The organism is Branchiibius cervicis, from assembly GCF_042661605.1.
In the GTDB taxonomy this organism is placed as follows: domain Bacteria; phylum Actinomycetota; class Actinomycetes; order Actinomycetales; family Dermatophilaceae; genus Branchiibius; species Branchiibius cervicis.
In genome coordinates, this window is record NZ_JBHSWJ010000002.1 from 334,725 (window position 1) to 351,525 (window position 16,801).

A 16,801-nucleotide genomic window follows, 5' to 3' on the forward strand; every position below is an offset into this window, starting at 1 on the left:
CCAGCGGTGGGTGGTTCAGCGGTTGCCGAGAATCTCGTCGGGGACGAGTTCGGCGATGGTCAGTACGGCGTTGATCAGGCCCAGGTGGCTAAGGGCCTGGGGTGTGTTCCCCCAGGCCGACCCGTCGTCGGGGTCGATCATCTCGGCGTAGATGCCGACGTCGTTCGAGGCGGCCACGAGGCGGTCGATCTGGTCCACGGCCTCCTGGTGCCGCCCGACGCAGGCGAGGGCTTGTGCGCGCCAGAACGCGCACGCCACGAAGGTCTTCTCCTCCTGCTGCATCCCGGAGTAGCGATAGAGCAGGCCGTCCGCGCCGAGGGCTTCGGTGACCGCGTCGATGGTGGCGGACATGCGCTCGCCGCGATCGAACCCGGTCGGGGCGTGGAGCAGCACGGAAGCGTCCAGGTCGGAGCCGCCGGCGTAGGCGACGTACGAGCCGAGTTCTGTTGACCAGCAATGCTTTTCGATCCACGCCCGGATCCGGTCGCGTTCGGTCTGCCATCGCTCGCTGTTTCCGGGGATGGCACTGGATTCCGCCAGTGCAACAGCGTCCTCCAGCGCCTTCCAGCAACTCATCTTCGAGCAGGTGTAGTGGCGCAGTTCGGGCAGTTCCCAAATGCCGGAGTCCGGGCGTCGCCACAGGTCGGCGACGGTGTCGGCGACCTTGGCCAGCAACCGGCCGGTCTTGAGGTCCACTAGGTTTCCCGCGTCGACATAGGTGCGGCAGATCGCGAACAGGTCACCGTATGCGCCGAGCTGGAGCTGGTCCTGCGCCGGATTACCGTGCACGACCGGGCCGATCCCACGCCATCCGGGTACGTCGAACTGCCGGGGCTGCGGGACCGGGCCACCGTCCAGGGTGTACATGACGTGCATCTTCGGGCCGGCGTCGCGGATGGTGCGCAGCATCCAGGACAACGCCGCGTGGGTCTCCTCGCGCAGGCCGAACCGGGTGAGCGCACGCGCGGTGTACGCCAGGTCGCGCACCCACGCGAACCGGTAGTCCCAGTTCTTGCCGCCGGCCGGGCTCTCCGGCAGGGAGGAGGTCGCGGCGGCGGCGATCGCTCCGGTCGGGCTGTAGATCAACAACTTCAGGGCGAGCGCGCTGCGCTGGACCTCCTTGGCCCACGGGCCGTCGTAGTGGAAGACCTGCGACCAGTCCTGCCAGTTGGCGACGGTCCGATCGATGCCGTCACCGATGAGGTCGGGGTCCGGCAGATGCACCGGCTCGGCCTCCGTCGCGACCAGAGCCAGGCCATGCCGACTGCCTTCGCGGGTCGTGAATCCGCCGTGCAGGACGGGGCCGCCGGGGGCATCGTGGATCGGATCCGCCGGCCCGTGGCCCGTGCCCACCAGCGCCAGAGTCACGTCGGCGCAGCGCATGACCTGGTGACCGTCGGTGTGCTCGACCCACGGTGAGGCGGTACCCCAGGAGGTGCCGGGCTGCACCGTCCAGCGCATCGCCACCTGCCCCGAGTCGCCCTCGATCCGGCGCGACAACTGCGCCCACGGCAGACGCCCGGCGATCCCGGAGACCATGGCGTCGGTCACGCGGACCGCACCGGACGGCGTACGAAAGGTGGTCTCCAGAACGTTCGTGCCCTCCAGATAGCGCCGGGTGCTCTCGAAGTCCTCGACCGGGCGCAACTCCAGGCAGCCTCCCGTCTCCGGATCCAGCAGACGGGAGAAGATCGGCCGGGCGGCCAGGCCCGGCAACGGCAACCAGTCGATCTGTCCGTCGCGGCCGATCAGGGCGACCGTGCGCCCGTCGCCGATGGGGGCATAGGACTCAATCGGCCGGTAGGCGCTCAGCGGATCCTGCCGATCAGGTCGTCGCGGGACAGGGAGTCGGCGTGTGCCAGCACCTCGCGGGCGGCGTCGGTGGAATCCCATACGTTCCACAGCAGCACGCCGACCGGTTTGCCGTCGTCCAGGTAGTAGAGGACCCCGGTGTCGAACGGTTCCTGCCAGTCCTCGACGACGTCGAGGGATCCGTCGAGGCGACCGACCGCTTCGTAGCTGGCGGTGAACACATCGGAGTAGTAGTACGGCGTGTGTGCGTACGGCTGTCCGGCGCCGGCCAGGTTGCGGCCGGCGGCCTTGCCCATCTGCTCGGCGTTGTCGACGTGTTCCACCCGCCGCTGGCCGAGGATGCGGTCGGGGTAGTTGGCGACATCGCCGCATGCCCACACGTCCTGCGCGGACGTGCGCAACTGCTCGTCCACCAGGATGCCGTCGTCGACCGTGACGCCCGACCCTTCCATCAGGTCCACCACCGGGGTGATGCCCAAGCCGCTGACGACCGCGTCCACCGTGACGGGATCGTGGTCGGCAAGGTCGAGCCGCACGCCATCCTCGGTGACCTCACCACCGACGACCCTTGTGCCGCCGATGACTTCCACGCCAGCGTCGACGAAGAGCTGTTCGAAATGTTTGGCCAGGTCGGGCGGGAAGACGTTGTCACCGACCACTGACCCCTCATGGACCAGCACGGTCTCCACACCGTTCTGCACCAGCGCGGCCGCTAGCTCGGTACCGATGAAGCCGCCGCCGACGACGGCGATCCGGCCGTGTCGGTCGGCCAGTGCCCGCAACTCGCGGTAGTTCTGGGCGGACCGGAACGGCAACACGTTCGGGCCGGCGGGCAGCGGCAACAGCCGGGGCGCTCCACCGGTCGCGATCACCGCCTTGCCGTAGCTGACGACGTCGCCGTCGGTGGTGTCGACCTCGTGCTCGTCCGGTCGGACGGCCGCAACTGAGCACTGCAGGCGGATCTGTGCGCCGGTGGCCGCGGCCGTACCGAGTGGGACCTGATCCCAGGTGAATTCGGGATCGGTCCACAGCTTCTTGCTCAGCGCGGGGCGCGTATAGGGCTCATCGACGTCCTCGCTGAGGATGCCGATGGTCCCGGTCTCGTCGAGTTCGCGGATACCGCGCGCGGCGGTGTCTGCCGACATTCCGCCGCCGATGATCAGGTAGTCGAAGTGCGTGGAATCGGCCATAGTCCAACGCAACCACGACCGACGGGGACCGACAACGGCTCTGGGTATGTACCCGGTCAGGTGGTCCCAATGCTGTTGACCCGGGCACGCTGGTCCCATGGCCTATCGGATCACGCCGGACGGGCTGCTGGACACGTACGGCACGACGTACGCGCAAGAAGCAGGAATCACTCTGCGGGACAAGCCTGCTCCGCTCTATCAATTGCTCGTTCTCACGATGCTCTCGTCGATCAGGATCTCGGCTGACACGGCCGCGCGCGCCGCGTCCGAATTGTTCCGGGCCGGGTGGCGCACACCGACACATCTGTTGGAGTCGACCTGGCAGGAGCGGGTGGATGCGCTGGGGCGGGGTGGCTACCGCCGGTACGACGAGAGCACCGCGGACTACCTGGCGCAACAGGCCGAACAGGTGCGTGACCGGCTTCACGGCGATCTGCGCCGGCTCACCCCCGATGACCGAGGCGGCGTGCCGGCGCTGCGCAAGGCGTTGCAGGAGTTCCCCGGATCGGGCCGACCGGGTCGGCCATCTTCTGCCGGGAGGTGCAGGCGGTCTGGCCCACGGTGCGGCCGTTCTTCGACACTCGCGCCCGGCGTGCGGCCACGCAGTTGGGCTATCCGAGCGACCCGCACGAGTTGGCGGACCTGGTAGGGCCGCAACGGACCGCGGTGTTCTCAGCCGCCTTGGTGCGCTGGTCGCTGGACCGCAGCGCGCGCAAGCGCTAACCCAGTAGCGTGCGCACGACGCGCACCACACCGTCGTCGGTGTTGGCGGGTGCTTCGAAACGGGCCACCTTCTTGATGTCGGGGTGGGCGTTGGCCATCGCGTACGAGATGCCCGCTGCCTCCAGGAGCTCCTTGTCGTTGAGGTAATCCCCGAACGCCACGGTCTGATCGCGGGTCACCCCCAGCGCTTCCTGCAGCCGCCGCAGCGCCTGGCCTTTGTCCACGCCGCGGTTCATCACATCGACCCAGTGCTGGCCGGAGACCACCACCTGATGGCTGCGCGCGAACTTCTCCAGCGCCGGACCGGCACCGGTCGCGGACGATTCGAAGTCGTAGACCGCGACCTTGAGCACGTCGTCCTCGTAGTCCAGAACGTCGGGCAGCACCTCCAGGCGGGCGTAGTACTTGTCCGCCTCCGCACGGAAGGCCGGGTCGTTGCGCTCGACGTACGCCGATCGCTTGCCGCAGACCACCACGCCTAGATCCAGGTCGGACCGGGTCCGCAGCGTTTCGACGATGGACACCACGACGCCCGCCTCCAGCGTGTCGGAACTGATCTCGGCGCCGTCGCGCACGACGTACGTGCCGTTCTCGGCGATGAACACCATTCCCTGCGAGTGGGCGGCGAAGGTGCGCTCGAGGGTGGCGTACTGGCGGCCGCTCGCCGGGGCGAAAACCACGCCGCGGGAACGCATCTCGTCCAGCAGCGGCCACAAGTCGCTGGGGACCTGACCATCGCCGTCGAGCAGGGTCCCGTCCATGTCGGCGGCGACGAGCCGGACGTCGGCGTGATCGGGCAGATCCAGGGAAGGCACCCGGCCAGCTTAGGAAGTGATCGGTAGCCCGGGCTCGGGCAGGTCATTGTCGTAGAGGCAGAACGGGTGTCCCACCGGATCGAACATCACCCGCACGTTGTGCTGGGGCTGGAAGTCCGCCGGGCGGGCACCCAGAGCGACGGCATCCTCCAGGGCACCGGCCAGGTCGTCCACCTCCAGGTCCAGATGCAGCTGCATCTGCTGGTGGGTGGTGTCCGAGGGCCAGGTCGGCGCGACGTACCCCGCCTCGGTCTGGAAGGCGAGGTTCACCGGCAGATCCGGCATCTGCAGGCTGCACCAGTCCGGTTCGTCGTCGGCCAACGGCCAGCCGAGCAGATCGGAGTAGAAATGCGCCAGCGCCCGCGCGTCGGGAGCGTCGAGCACGACACCGAGCCAGCCGCGGGGGATCCGTCCTCGAATAGCCATAGGTCACGGTGGCACACTTGAGCGGTGAATGCGCAGTCTCCGCTACCGATGGCCGGTATCGATGAGCCGACGGGCCATCCGATCGGGATCGCCCTCGGCTTCTTCGGGTTGGCCCTGTTCTTCATCGCCATCTTCGCGGTCATGGCCTACGTCGGGCACCGCCGCAGGCTGCGCAACGGCCCGCCCCCGCCGCCGGTCTACCCGATCCTGGGCAAGCCCGGCGAGCCGCAGAAGAAGAATTAGGGCGCCGCGATCCGCGTGATCGCATCGACCACATCGCGGGCGTTGGTCTCCGGTAACCAGTGCTGCGCGTTGATTTCCCGGAACTCGTAGTCTCCCGAGACGAACTCAGCCGTGCGCTCGGCCGCTGCCCGGCCCAGGAACGGGTCTCGGCTGCCCCACAGATACGTGGTTGGCACCTGACTCCTGGGGCCTCGCGGCGTCGACGGCGTCTTGCTCAGCATCGCGCGGTACCAGTTCAGCGGGCCGGTGAGTGAGTTCGGATCCTTGAACCGGTCCGCGTAGTGCAGGGCCTGCTCCTTGGCGACGCCGCCCTTGATGTACAGGCCCGGCAGGGTGCGCTGGACGGCCCGCTCGGCGACCCAGGGGATCTGGAACCCCACCATGTACGCCGAGTGCGGCCACTGGCTGGGCGACTTCAGCATCGCCGCGGTGTGCGGTGTCGAGAGCACGGTAACCGCCCAGAGCCGGTCGGCCAGCGCACTGCGGGCGGCCCACGCGACCCCACCGCCCCAGTCGTGCCCCACCAGGTGCACCTTCTCCTGGCCGCTGGCATCGATCAGCGCCTCAACGTCCTTGACCAACTCCGGCACGACGTACGCCGATCGGCCGCGGGGCGTGGCGCGCGGGGAGTAACCGCGTTGATCGGGGGCGAGCGTCCGTAGTCCGGCCTCGTTCAGCAGCGGTGTCACCTGGTCCCAGGCGGTGCGGTCCTGGGGGAAACCGTGCAGCAGAATCACGACCGGTCCGTCGGCGGGGCCGCGGTCGGTGACGTCGAAGGTCAGGCCGTTTCGGGTGAAGGAGTCCACGCGCACTAGCCTGGCAGAGTCATGACCGATCCCGCCCTGAGATACCCCCTCGGCGGACGCCGGGCCTATCTGGTGTGGGGCACCGCGGTCAGCATCTACTTCCTGGCCGTCTTCCACCGGAGTTCCTTGGGCGTCGCCGGCATCATCGCGGCGCAGCGCTTCCACATCACCTCGGCTCAGTTGGGCACGTTCGTGATGCTGCAACTGTTCGTCTACGCCGCGTTGCAGGTGCCGGTGGGCGCGTTGTTGGACCGGTTCGGGTCCAAGGTGCTGCTCATCACCGGGCTGGTGCTGATGACCGTGGCGCAGGCCGGATTCGCCTTCGCCGCAAGCTATCCGGCGGGCCTCATCGCCCGCGTCGTGATCGGTGCCGGTGACGCAATGATCTTCGTGTCGGTGCTGCGGATCGTGGCGCTGTGGTTCCCTTCGCGGCGGGCCGCCGTGATCACGCAGTTCACCGGTCTCATCGGCCAGGTCGGCGCGCTCGTGGCCGCAGGCCCGCTCGCGGTGGCGTTGCACGACTGGGGCTGGACGAAGACCTTCCTGGTGGCGTCGCTGGCCGGCGTCCTCTTCGGGGTGGCGCTGCTCGCGATCGTCAAGGACTCGCCGTACGTCAGCCATCGCCAGGAGGAGGTGCGGCTGCGCGCGGTGACCCAGGCGCTGCGGGCGGCATGGGCGCACCCGGGCACCAAACTCGGGCTGTGGTGCCACTTCACCTCACAGTTCGCGGCGACAGTCTTTGCGCTGATCTGGGGTTTCCCGTTCCTGACCGCGGGGGAGGGGTTGTCGACCGGTATGGCCAGCACGTTGCTGTCGATCATGGTGGTCAGTTCCTCGATCGCCGGTCCGTTGATCGGGGTCTTCTCCGCGCGGTTCCCCTACCGGCGCTCGCAGTCCGTGCTGTGGATCGTCGCGGCCATGGCAGTGGTGTGGACCGCGGTGCTGTTGTGGCCCGGGCGTGCGCCGCTGTGGCTACTGATCCTGCTGGTCGTGGTGATCGCGATCGGCGGGCCGGGATCGGTCGTCGGTTTCGACCTGGCCCGCACGTTCAACCCGCCGGCCCGGATCGGTTCGGCGACGGGCATCGTCAACGTCGGCGGCTTCACGGCATCCTTGTCGACGATCTGGCTGATCGGGGTCGTGCTGGACAAGGTCAATCCCGGCGGCGCCTCGGCGTACACCTTGGACGGCTTCCGCGCCGCGATGTCGGTCCAGTACGCCGTGTGGGGCGTTGGCGTCGTGATGATCCTGCTGCTGCGGCGTAAGACCCGTGCCCTGGTCGACACTGAGGACGAATACGCCCACCTGCGCCCCCTCGGCCGCTGACGCGCTTCTCACATTGTCGGCAATCAGCGCTTTCTCGGACGATGCCTCACCGGACGACCGAGAATGTGAAGATTTGCGAGCAAGTGCAACGGCTACAGGTTGTCGATCTCGACCGGCGGCAGCGAGTCAGCCGGTGTGAAGCCGAAAACCCTTCCGTAAAAGGAGAGTTCGGCCTGGGTAGCAGTCGTGATGGTGTCTGCCCGACGGAAGCCGTGGCCCTCGCCCTCGAAGAGGATCAGCGCCACCGGCAGGCCCTTGGCGCGCACCGCATCGGCCATCGCCTCGGCCTGGTTGGGTGGCACCACCATGTCGTCGGCCCCTTGCAGCAGCAGCATCGGCGCCGACAGCTGATCCAGATGGTGGATCGGTGACCGGTCCCGATAGGTCCGGGCCGCGGCCGGATACGGGCCGACCAGGCCGATGGGGTAACGGGACTCGAATTTGTGGGTGTCCCGCGCCAGCATCTCCAGATCGCCGATGCCGTAGTAGCTGACCCCGGCCGCGAAGGTGTCGGTCGCAACGAGGGACTGCAGGGTGGTGTAGCCGCCCGCGCTGCCACCGCGCACGATCAACCGCTGCGGATCGGCGAGTCCCTGCTGCGCCATCGCCACTGCCCCGGCGGCGCAGTCCTCGACGTCAATGATGCCCCAATTACCCTGCAGCGCATCGCGATACGGACGTCCATAACCCGCCGACCCGCGGTAGTCGACATCCAGCACCGCGAAGCCGCGTGACGTCCAGTACTGCACCGCGAGGCTGAAGCCGGACGACGCGGCAGCCGTCGGACCGCCGTGCGACTCCACGATCAGCGGCGGCAACTCACCCTCGGGCGCCGCGAAGTCGGGATTGGTCGGCGCGTAGTACAACCCGTGCACCTCACCCGGCACCGACGGCACGGTGCTGGCCCAACTGACCTGTCGTGGAGCCGCAACCCATTCCGCCGGAAGGGATTGCGGGCTGGCGTGACGGACGTCGGTCCACTGTCCCGACTCCAGGCCGATCGTGGCCAACCGCAACGGTTCGTCCGGTGCCTTGATCAACGCGGCGGCCGTCCCGCCCCATGAGGTCAGTGACTCGGTTCCCCCGGCTGGCAGGACGGTCATCGCCTCCCCGGTGCCCCGCTCGATCACGACCAGCGAGGTGACCCCGGCGAAAGTGCGAGTGGCCAGCACGTGCGTCGTGCTGAGGGCGACGTAGGGGGACAGACCGAAAACCCATTGCGGGCCGGCGTATTCGGCTTCATCGGGGTGCAGCGCGGTGACGGTGGAGCCGCTCTGAGCGTAGAGATTCCACCAGCCCGTGCGGTCGGAGACGAAGAGCAGGTCGCCGCCGGGAGCCCATCGCGGGTGGATCGCCGATTCGTGCGGTCCACCGGCAACGTCCGTCACGTCGACCACGGTCAGGTCGGAGGTGAGTACGCCGCGTCGGACCAGGGTCGCGTCCCATGGCATCGCCGGGTGATCCCACTGCGTCCACGCCAGTTCGCAGTCGGCCGACAGTTGCGGGTCGGAATAGAAGTCGGCGCCGGTGCACAGGACCGTGCCGGGGCCTTCCTCGTCCAATCGCAAGGCCACGATCTCATTCACCGGCTCACCGCCGCCGGAGTGGTCTTCCCGCACCGCCAGCACCAGTCCGCGTCCGGCGTGCACCCGCAGATCGGCGTACCGGAAGCCCTGACCGGCGGGCGTCAACGGCATCGGGCCGTCGTCGGTGACCCGGAAGACCTGGCCCGAGGCGAAGTCGGAGAAGACCACGACCCCGAGCCGGGCGGCGTACGCCCCTCCGCCGTATTCGTGCACCCGGGTGCGCACGTTGAACGGCGCGGGGACGACCAGCTGCGGCTCGCCCCCGGATCCCGCCGCCACAGACCCACGCGCCCCTGCTCCGACGGACGCGACTCCAGCCAGTAGAGCGTCTCGCCGTCGAGGATCGGGCTGGACAGGCCGACGCTCTGGGAGGTCAGCATCGAGGTCGTGACGATGGACTCCCAGGACCCGAAGGGTGCGGTCGGCATGGGATCAGTGCCCGGGAACTACCCAGCGGGCGGTCGAGAAGCCCTCGGCCTGCGCCCGCGCGATGGCCTCGGCGACGACTTTCTGCGCGTCGGCGGCACCCACCCAGTGCGAGCCCTCCTCGACCGACTTGCCCGGCTCGAGCGCCTTGTAGGTCTCGAAGAAGTGTGCGATCTCCTTGAGCAGGAAGGGCTCCACGTCATCGATGTCGTTGATGGCGTCCCAGCGCGGGTCGCCCGCCGGCACGGTCAGGATCTTGTCGTCGCCGCCGGCCTCGTCGACCATCTTGAAGACACCGATAGCCCGCGCTTCCACGATCGCGCCGGGGATCACCGAGTCGGTCAACAGCACCAGCGCATCCAGCGGGTCGCCGTCCTCACCGAGGGTGTCCTCGATGTACCCGTAGTCGGTGGGGTAGACCATCGAGGTGAACAGGCGCCGGTCCAGCCGGATGCGGCCGGTCTTGTGGTCGATCTCGTACTTGTTGCGGGTCCCGCGCGGGATCTCCACGCTGACGTCGAATTCGAGCTGGGCGCTGTTGTCGGTGCTCATCGATACTGCCTCGTTGACGTAGGGTCGCGACCGGTGGGTCGCTGCGGGTTTCCGCCCGACAGTCTGGCGCACCGGGGCGCGCGCCCCCAACCCAGGGCAGGAGAGTGATATGCGCAAGGCGCTGCTCAGCGTCGCCACGATCCTCGTGCTGCTCGCCGGCTACCTGACCCTCGACATCTTCGACAAGGTCCCCGGCTTCCTCACCCTGGCCGACGCGCCGCGGGCGCCGCTGGCCTCACCGGGAGCTTCCGGTACGCCGACCTCCAGCATCGCGCCCCCTCACCGTCCCCGTCGCCCACCTCCGATCCCTCGACCCCGGACGCTGCGATCACGCCCGCACAGGTCGCTGCCGCGGTGAAACAACCGCTGGCCAGTAATTGGCTGGGCACCAAGACCGGTGTCGTGATCCGGGATGTCCGAAGCGGGCAGACCCTCTTCGATGCTTCGGGCAGCACCCCGATGGAGCCGGCCTCGGTCACCAAGCTGCTGTCGGCGTGGGCGGTGTCGCACACCATGGACCTGCAGCACCGACTGACCACCCGGGTCGTCGCCGGTAGCGGCAACCAGATCGTCCTGGTGGCCGGGGGAGACACCGCGCTCAACCCCGGGAAGGGCGACCCCAGCAGCGTCAACGGATACGCCGGTCTCGGCGACCTCGCGACCCAGGTCGCCACGGCCCTGAAGAAGAAGGGGCAGACCTCGGTCGTGATCGCGGTCAACACGGCGTACGCTCCCGGTCCGCTCACCGTCCCCGGCTGGGATCCGGCCTATCTGGGCATGGGATACACGGCCCGGATCGCCATGCTCGGCCTGTCCACGCAGCGCGCAAAGGCCGGCATTCCGGCCGTCGCCGACCCGGTGAAGGCGACGACGGCGGCGTTCGCCAAGAACCTCACCGCACAAGGCATCACCGTCGCCGGGTTCGCCTCGTCGGGCCCGGCCGACGGCACCACCCTGGGTTCGGTGCAGTCGGCGCCGCTGGTCGACGTACTCGGGATGGCATTGCAGGACAGCGACAACGCGATGATCGAGTCCTTGGTGCGGCAGGCGGCGTTCACCAAGGGGGTCGCGGGCGACGACGCGTCCCTGACCGCATGGGTGATGGACACCGTCGCCCAGAGCGGTTTCGACGTGAGCGGCGTGAAACTTGCGGATGTCTGCGGGCTCGCCGACGGCACGAGCTTTCCGCCACGATTGCTGGCCGACCTGCTGGAGAAGGGCGCCAGCGGTGCCGACGCCCGGTACCAGGAGGTCATGAGCCGGCTACCGGTCGGCGGTTGGAACGGCACGATGGACGACCGGTTCCTGCAATCGACCAACAATGCAGGCGCCGGCCAGGTCCGGGCCAAGACCGGCAGCCTGACCGGGGTGAGTTCGCTGGCAGGCACGGTCCGGACGCAGAGCGGACGGTTGCTGGTCTTCGCGATCATCACCAACGGCCCGCAATCACAGGGCCCGTACGGAGCGCGCGCCGCCATCGACAACGTGGTGGCTGCCGTCGTGTCCCTGTGAAGCCATAGGCTGGCCGCGTGAGTTTCGTCGACTGGGCCGCTGCGGGCAAGGTCGCCCACCGCTTGATCCAGGATGGCCCGGATGTCAGCCTCGGCGAGGCGCACGCCGCCGTGGAGGATCTGCGCGATGCCGCGCAGCGGGCCCGGGGTCCGGTGGCGGAAACCGCCCGCATGCATTCGCCGTCCAGCGCTGATTCGCCGGTGCTGATCGTCGATCGCACCGTCTGGACCGATATCAACCTGGCCTCCACATCGGCCTTGCTGGACCCGGTGATCGAGCAGGTGTTCGCCAAGAAGCAGCCCGGCCCGGTGAGCCGCGCCGTGTCGGCCAAGGTCGGCGCGGCAGAGGTGGGGGCCGTCTTCGGATTCGTGGCCGGCAAGGTGCTGGGTCAGTTCGACATCGCCCCCGGTGGCACGCCGAGCCTGCTGCTCGTGGCCCCCAACATCGTGGCCACCGAGCGCGAGCTTGCGGTCGATCCCACCGACTTCCGGCTGTGGGTGTGCCTGCACGAGGAGACCCACCGCGTCCAATTGACCGGAGTGCCCTGGCTGCGCGAGCACATGATCGAGCGCACCCGGGAGCTGATGCTTGACCTCGTACCCGACCCCGACCAACTGGGCGACCGGCTGCAGCAGGCGCTGCGGGCGCTGCCGGGAATGCTGCGCGAAGGCGGCGGCGGCCTGGCCGATCTGGTCACGACGCCGCAGCAACGCGAGAAGATGGCCGATCTGACCGCCGTCATGTCCCTGTTGGAGGGGCACGCGGACGTGATCATGGACGACGTCGGTCCGCAGGTCGTACCCACCGTTGCCGAGATCCGTCGCAAGTTCACCGCCCGGCGCGGCGGCTCCGGCGGCGTCGACCGCTTGCTGCGCCGGCTGCTCGGCCTGGACGCCAAGATGCGTCAGTACCGCGACGGCGCCGTCTTCGTGCGCGCGGTCGTCGACGCGGTGGGCATCGACGGTTTCAACCAGGTCTGGACCTCGCCGCAGACGCTGCCGACCGCGCGGGAGATCGAGAACCCCGCCGCCTGGGTCGCGCGGGTGCACCCCTGACCTGATGCCCGGACCCGATCCCGCGGTCGCCGCGACCCGATCGGCGGTACGCCGGGTGCTGGACGGGGCGGCCGGACAGCGAGTCGTCGTGGCGTGCTCAGGGGGAGCCGATTCGCTGGCCCTCGCGGCCGCCGTAGCCTTCGAGGCACCGCGCTTGTCCGTCGCGGGCGCCGCCGTCGTGGTCGACCACGGCTTGCAGTCCGGCTCCGGCCAGGTCGCGGCCCGGGCCGCGCAGCAATGCGGAGCGCTTGGTCTGGAGCCGTCGCTGGTGGTGCGGGTGCAGGTGGCGCAGCAGGGCAGCGGTCCGGAGGATGCCGCGCGAAACGCCCGGTACTCCGTGCTGACCGATGCCGCGCAGGACCTCGGCGCGAGCGCGATCCTGCTGGCGCACACCCGCGACGACCAAGCCGAAACGGTGCTGCTCGGGCTGGCGCGGGGCTCCGGTCTGCGGTCGATCGCCGGGATGGCCACCTTCGATGCGCAGCGGGGGCTCGTGCGGCCCTTCCTGGACATCACCCGCGCCCAGACCGAAGCCGCCTGCGCAGCTCAGGGCCTGACCTGGTGGGACGACCCGCACAACCGTGACCCGCGGTATACCCGGGTCCGCGCCCGGCAGATCCTGCCCGCCTTGGAGGACGCCCTGGGTCCCGGGGTGGTAGCCGGTCTGGCCCGTACGGCGAGCCTGGCCCGGTCCGACGCCGACGGCCTGGATGAGTTGGCCGCTACCGCAACCGCTGCCCTGGGTGCGCCGCCGTGGCCCGTGCGGGAACTGAGCCGACTGGTCGAACCCGTCCGGCGGCGCGTGTGGCGCCGGCTGTTTCCCGAGACCGCCAAGGTGCACATCGACGCACTCGAGCGGCTCCTGGGTGACTGGCACGGCCAGGTGGGAATCGACGTACCCGGTGGGGTCCGGGTCAGTCGACGCGAGGGCCGGATCGAGGTCGGCCCCTCACCCGGTCGGTCACGTCTAGTTGAATAGGTGCCATGGATGCCTCGGACATCTCCGGTGACCTCGACCATGTGCTCTATACCGAGCGCGAGATCCATGAGCGCCTCGATGAGCTCGCGGCGCAGATCGCGGTCGACTACGAGGGCAAGGACGTCCTGCTGGTGGGGGTCCTGAAGGGCGCGATCATGGTCATGGCTGACCTGATGCGGGCGCTCCCGACCAGTGTGCCGATGGACTGGATGGCCGTGTCCTCCTACGGTTCGGGCACCAAATCCTCCGGCGTCGTACGGATCCTGAAGGACCTGGACACCGATATCCACGACCGGCACGTGCTGATCGTCGAGGACATCATCGACTCGGGGCTGACGCTGAACTGGATCCGCAGCAACCTGCTGTCCCGGGGCCCTGCTTCCCTGGAGATCTGCACGCTGCTGCGCAAGCCGGACGCCGCCAAGGTCACCATCGAGTGCAAGTACGTCGGTTTCGACATTCCGAACGAGTTCGTCGTGGGCTACGGGCTGGACTATGACGAGCGTTACCGCAACCTGCGCGACATCGGCACACTCGCTCCGCACGTTTATTCGTAAACTGGGTGGTCCGAGGGCTGTGGAACACCCACGACGCCCCGGACGTTGGCGATGGTGGACGGCGTTCGCTGCTCTTCACGGCGGCGTGTAGCGTCCTGAGCAAGTTCATTCGCAGTTGTTTTGGCAGTCGCGACCCCGGTCGCGCCGACCGGGAGGATCGGGCACAGCCCGGCAGGTACATGGATTTCAAGAAGCTCATCCGTAGTCCGGGGCTCTGGCTTGCGCTCGTCGTGGTGGCGGGCGTCATCTGGTTCAGCGTCGGCAGCGTCGGCGGTTACAACCAGATCACCACGTCCCAGGCGATCGAGCAGATCACGAACAAGAACGTCGAGTCGGCGAAGTTGACGCCCGACTCGGTGAGCCTGACGTTGACCAAGCCGGTGGAGATCGACGGCAACGCCAACCTGAGCAAGGTCCAGGCGAACTACGTCACCGCCCGCGGTTCGAGCATCGTCAACCTGCTGAACGAGAACCCCCGTCCCAGGGCTTCGATGACGACACCCAGAAGCAGAACGTCTTTGTGAGCCTGCTCCTGAGCTTGCTGCCCTTCCTGTTGCTCCTCGGCCTGTTCTGGTTCCTGCTCTCGCAGATGCAGGGCGGCGGCTCGCGGGTGATGCAGTTCGGCAAATCCAAGGCCAAGCTCGCGACCAAGGACATGCCGAAGGTGACCTTCGCCGATGTGGCGGGTGCGGACGAGGCGGTCGAGGAACTCCACGAGATCAAGGAGTTCCTGCAGGCCCCGAAGAAGTTCCTCGACGTCGGCGCGAAGATTCCCAAGGGTGTGCTGCTCTACGGCCCGCCCGGTACCGGTAAGACGTTGCTGGCCCGCGCGGTCGCCGGTGAGGCCGGGGTCCCGTTCTACTCGATCTCCGGTTCGGACTTCGTCGAGATGTTCGTCGGTGTCGGTGCCTCCCGGGTGCGTGACCTGTTCGACCAGGCCAAGGCCAATGCGCCCGCGATCATCTTCGTCGACGAGATCGACGCCGTCGGACGGCACCGCGGCGCCGGCCTGGGCGGCGGGCACGATGAGCGCGAGCAGACCCTGAACCAGCTGCTGGTCGAGATGGACGGCTTCGACGTCAAGACCAACGTCATCCTGATCGCGGCGACCAACCGGCCCGACATCCTGGACCCGGCGCTGCTGCGCCGGGCCGCTTCGACCGGCAGATCGCGGTCGAGGCCCCGGACATGGCCGGCCGGCACCACATCCTGCAGGTGCACGCCAAGGGCAAGCCGATGGCGCCCGACGTCGACCTGCTGACCGTTGCCCGCCGGACCCCCGGCTTCTCCGGCGCCGACCTGGCCAACGTGTTGAACGAGGCCGCATTGCTGACCGCACGCAGCAATGCGCAGATCATCGACAACCGCGCGCTGGACGAGGCGATCGACCGGGTGATGGCCGGCCCGCAGAAGCGCACGCGGGTGATGAGCCTGAAGGAACGCAAGATCACCGCCTACCACGAGGGCGGTCACGCACTGGTGGCGGCGGCGATGAACCACACCGAGCCGGTCAGCAAGATCACGATCCTGCCGCGCGGTCGGGCGTTGGGCTACACCATGGTGCTGCCGGCCGACGACAAGTACTCCACCACGCGCAACGAGCTGCTCGACCAGCTGGCCTACGCCCTCGGCGGCCGGGTAGCGGAGGAGATCGTCTTCCACGACCCGAGCACCGGGGCTTCCAACGACATCGAGAAGGCCACCGGACTGGCGCGCAAGATGGTGACGCAGTTCGGGATGAGCGAGCGGATCGGTGCGATCAAGCTCGGCTCCGGTAACGGCGAGGTCTTTCTCGGCCGGGACATGGGTCATGAGCGCGACTACTCCGAGGTGCTGGCGGGCACCGTCGATGAAGAGGTGCGCCGGCTCATTGAGGCCGCGCACGACGAGGCGTGGCACGCACTCAACGACAACCGCGACATCCTGGACAACCTGGTCCTCGAACTCCTCGAGAAGGAAACCCTCAACGCCGACGCCCTGGCCGAACTGTTCAAGGACGTGCACAAGCGCCCGCGGCGCCAGGTCTGGCTCTCCAGTGATCGGCGCTTGGTCTCGGACCGTCCGCCGGTCATGACTCCGGCGGAGAAGGAAGCCCTCGCCCGGGGAGAGAAGCCGGAAGAGGACAAGCTGCCGGCCGAAGTGATCGTCGAGGTCCCTGAGGGTGGTTTCGTCGACGGGTCCAGCAACGGGCATGTCAATCCCACCGAAGGTTGATCTGGACCGGGCGGCTGCGGCCGTCCGGGAACTGCTCCTGGCACTGGGTGAAGACCCGGACCGTGAGGGTCTGCGCGACACCCCCGGCCGGGTGGCGCGCGCGTACGCCGAGCAGTTCGCCGGCATGTGGCAGGAGCCCCAGGATGTCCTGAACCGCACGTTCGACGTCTCCCACGACGAGTTGATCATCGTGCGGGACATCGAGCTGTACTCCACCTGCGAACACCACCTGGTGCCATTCCACGGAGTCGCCCATGTCGGGTACATCCCGGCGAAGTCGGGCCGGGTGACCGGGCTGTCGAAGATCGCCCGACTGGTGGACGTCTACGCCAAACGGCCGCAGGTCCAGGAGCGACTGACCAGCCAGATCGCGGATGCTCTGGTCGAGCACCTCGGTGCGCAGGGTGTCCTGGTCGTGGTGGAGTGCGAGCATCTGTGCATGTCGATGCGTGGGGTGAAGAAGCCCGGGGCGCTCACCATCACCTCGGCGGTCCGGGGACAGTTGCGCAGTGCGGCGACCCGGGCAGAGGCGATGAGCCTGATCGCGGCACCGCGGCGGTGACCAGCGCCCTGCCGGCC

16 protein-coding genes and 1 pseudogene are annotated in these 16,801 nt (G+C 68.4%); 10 read left to right on the forward strand and 7 right to left on the reverse strand.

The window, feature by feature from the left end:
* Positions 1-15 precede the first annotated feature (15 nt).
* Both ACFQBT_RS02005 and ACFQBT_RS02010 read right to left on the reverse strand, forming a co-directional pair.
* Positions 16-1,893, reverse strand: a complete 1,878-nt coding sequence (locus tag ACFQBT_RS02005) for a glycoside hydrolase family 15 protein (protein WP_377820155.1) — start codon at positions 1,891-1,893, stop codon at positions 16-18.
* The gene (locus ACFQBT_RS02010; RefSeq protein WP_377820156.1) at positions 1,809-3,002 is read right to left on the reverse strand and encodes an NAD(P)/FAD-dependent oxidoreductase; all 1,194 of its coding nucleotides are present in this window, start codon (positions 3,000-3,002) and stop codon (positions 1,809-1,811) included. The genes ACFQBT_RS02005 and ACFQBT_RS02010 overlap by 85 nt, the downstream gene beginning before the upstream one ends.
* 97 nt (positions 3,003-3,099) lie before the next feature.
* On the opposite strand from ACFQBT_RS02010, the gene ACFQBT_RS02015 reads away from it, so the two are divergent.
* Complete coding sequence (locus tag ACFQBT_RS02015; RefSeq protein WP_377820157.1) at positions 3,100-3,651, forward strand: hypothetical protein; 552 nt, start codon at positions 3,100-3,102, stop codon at positions 3,649-3,651.
* 70 nt (positions 3,652-3,721) lie between these two features.
* Here the strand turns inward: ACFQBT_RS02015 and ACFQBT_RS02020 are convergent, their stop codons facing one another.
* On the reverse strand, positions 3,722-4,540 hold the full coding sequence (locus ACFQBT_RS02020) for a Cof-type HAD-IIB family hydrolase (RefSeq protein ID WP_377820158.1): 819 nt from the start codon (positions 4,538-4,540) through the stop codon (positions 3,722-3,724).
* A 9-nt stretch (positions 4,541-4,549) separates the two neighbouring features.
* Entirely contained in the window at positions 4,550-4,966 is a 417-nt protein-coding gene (locus ACFQBT_RS02025; RefSeq protein ID WP_377820159.1) for a VOC family protein, read from the reverse strand.
* Positions 4,967-4,990: 24 nt separating this feature from the next.
* On the opposite strand from ACFQBT_RS02025, the gene ACFQBT_RS02030 reads away from it, so the two are divergent.
* Positions 4,991-5,209, forward strand: coding sequence for a hypothetical protein (locus ACFQBT_RS02030; protein ID WP_377820160.1), 219 nt, complete (start codon positions 4,991-4,993; stop codon positions 5,207-5,209).
* Here the strand turns inward: ACFQBT_RS02030 and ACFQBT_RS02035 are convergent.
* Positions 5,206-6,015: an alpha/beta fold hydrolase gene (locus tag ACFQBT_RS02035; protein ID WP_377820161.1), complete on the reverse strand. Its 810-nt coding sequence runs from the start codon at positions 6,013-6,015 to the stop codon at positions 5,206-5,208. The genes ACFQBT_RS02030 and ACFQBT_RS02035 overlap by 4 nt on opposite strands.
* 21 nt (positions 6,016-6,036) lie before the next feature.
* Here ACFQBT_RS02035 and ACFQBT_RS02040 point away from each other — a divergent pair, with 21 nt between their 5' ends.
* Positions 6,037-7,341 carry an MFS transporter gene (locus tag ACFQBT_RS02040; RefSeq protein ID WP_377820162.1) on the forward strand — a complete coding sequence of 435 codons (1,305 nt, stop codon included), beginning with the start codon at positions 6,037-6,039 and terminating at the stop codon, positions 7,339-7,341.
* A 92-nt stretch (positions 7,342-7,433) separates the two neighbouring features.
* Here the strand turns inward: ACFQBT_RS02040 and ACFQBT_RS02045 are convergent, their stop codons facing one another.
* Positions 7,434-9,206 (reverse strand): S9 family peptidase, encoded by a 1,773-nt coding sequence (locus ACFQBT_RS02045; RefSeq protein WP_377820163.1) that lies wholly within the window; start codon positions 9,204-9,206, stop codon positions 7,434-7,436.
* Between the two features lie 153 nt (positions 9,207-9,359).
* Positions 9,360-9,905, reverse strand: coding sequence for an inorganic diphosphatase (locus ACFQBT_RS02050; protein WP_377820164.1), 546 nt, complete (start codon positions 9,903-9,905; stop codon positions 9,360-9,362).
* Between the two features lie 109 nt (positions 9,906-10,014).
* Between ACFQBT_RS02050 and ACFQBT_RS02055 the strand changes: the two genes are divergently transcribed.
* The 7 genes and pseudogenes from ACFQBT_RS02055 to folE all read left to right on the forward strand — a co-directional run bounded on the left by ACFQBT_RS02055 (position 10,015) and on the right by folE (position 16,784).
* Positions 10,015-10,263 (forward strand): hypothetical protein, encoded by a 249-nt coding sequence (locus ACFQBT_RS02055; RefSeq protein WP_377820165.1) that lies wholly within the window; start codon positions 10,015-10,017, stop codon positions 10,261-10,263.
* Positions 10,260-11,417 carry a D-alanyl-D-alanine carboxypeptidase/D-alanyl-D-alanine endopeptidase gene (gene dacB, locus ACFQBT_RS02060; RefSeq protein ID WP_377820166.1) on the forward strand — a complete coding sequence of 386 codons (1,158 nt, stop codon included), beginning with the start codon at positions 10,260-10,262 and terminating at the stop codon, positions 11,415-11,417. Before ACFQBT_RS02055 ends, dacB begins: the two co-directional genes overlap by 4 nt.
* Before the next feature lie 17 nt (positions 11,418-11,434).
* Positions 11,435-12,472, forward strand: a complete 1,038-nt coding sequence (locus ACFQBT_RS02065) for a zinc-dependent metalloprotease (protein WP_377820167.1) — start codon at positions 11,435-11,437, stop codon at positions 12,470-12,472.
* 4 nt (positions 12,473-12,476) lie between these two features.
* On the forward strand, positions 12,477-13,451 hold the full coding sequence (gene tilS, locus ACFQBT_RS02070) for a tRNA lysidine(34) synthetase TilS (protein ID WP_377820168.1): 975 nt from the start codon (positions 12,477-12,479) through the stop codon (positions 13,449-13,451).
* A 5-nt stretch (positions 13,452-13,456) separates the two neighbouring features.
* Entirely contained in the window at positions 13,457-14,008 is a 552-nt protein-coding gene (gene hpt, locus ACFQBT_RS02075; protein WP_377820169.1) for a hypoxanthine phosphoribosyltransferase, read from the forward strand.
* A 179-nt stretch (positions 14,009-14,187) separates the two neighbouring features.
* A pseudogene (gene ftsH, locus ACFQBT_RS02080) lies at positions 14,188-16,222 on the forward strand (ATP-dependent zinc metalloprotease FtsH).
* Positions 16,200-16,784 carry a GTP cyclohydrolase I FolE gene (gene folE / locus ACFQBT_RS02085; protein WP_377820170.1) on the forward strand — a complete coding sequence of 195 codons (585 nt, stop codon included), beginning with the start codon at positions 16,200-16,202 and terminating at the stop codon, positions 16,782-16,784. Before ftsH ends, folE begins: the two are co-directional and overlap by 23 nt.
* Positions 16,785-16,801: the final 17 nt, after the last annotated feature.

Excerpts from the sequence above, each read along its gene's own strand:
- ACFQBT_RS02005 (WP_377820155.1), bottom strand. The coding sequence starts at position 1,893 with ATGGGATTCCACCGACGCCGCCCGCGAGGTGCTGGCACACGCCGACTC.
- ACFQBT_RS02010 (WP_377820156.1), bottom strand. The coding sequence starts at position 3,002 with ATGGCCGATTCCACGCACTTCGACTACCTGATCATCGGCGGCGGAATG.
- ACFQBT_RS02015 (WP_377820157.1), top strand. The coding sequence starts at position 3,100 with ATGGCCTATCGGATCACGCCGGACGGGCTGCTGGACACGTACGGCACG.
- ACFQBT_RS02025 (WP_377820159.1), bottom strand. The coding sequence starts at position 4,966 with ATGGCTATTCGAGGACGGATCCCCCGCGGCTGGCTCGGTGTCGTGCTC.
- ACFQBT_RS02040 (WP_377820162.1), top strand. The coding sequence starts at position 6,037 with ATGACCGATCCCGCCCTGAGATACCCCCTCGGCGGACGCCGGGCCTAT.
- ACFQBT_RS02050 (WP_377820164.1), bottom strand. The coding sequence starts at position 9,905 with ATGAGCACCGACAACAGCGCCCAGCTCGAATTCGACGTCAGCGTGGAG.
- ACFQBT_RS02055 (WP_377820165.1), top strand. The coding sequence starts at position 10,015 with ATGCGCAAGGCGCTGCTCAGCGTCGCCACGATCCTCGTGCTGCTCGCC.
- tilS (WP_377820168.1), top strand. The coding sequence starts at position 12,477 with ATGCCCGGACCCGATCCCGCGGTCGCCGCGACCCGATCGGCGGTACGC.
- hpt (WP_377820169.1), top strand. The coding sequence starts at position 13,457 with ATGGATGCCTCGGACATCTCCGGTGACCTCGACCATGTGCTCTATACC.
- folE (WP_377820170.1), top strand. The coding sequence starts at position 16,200 with ATGTCAATCCCACCGAAGGTTGATCTGGACCGGGCGGCTGCGGCCGTC.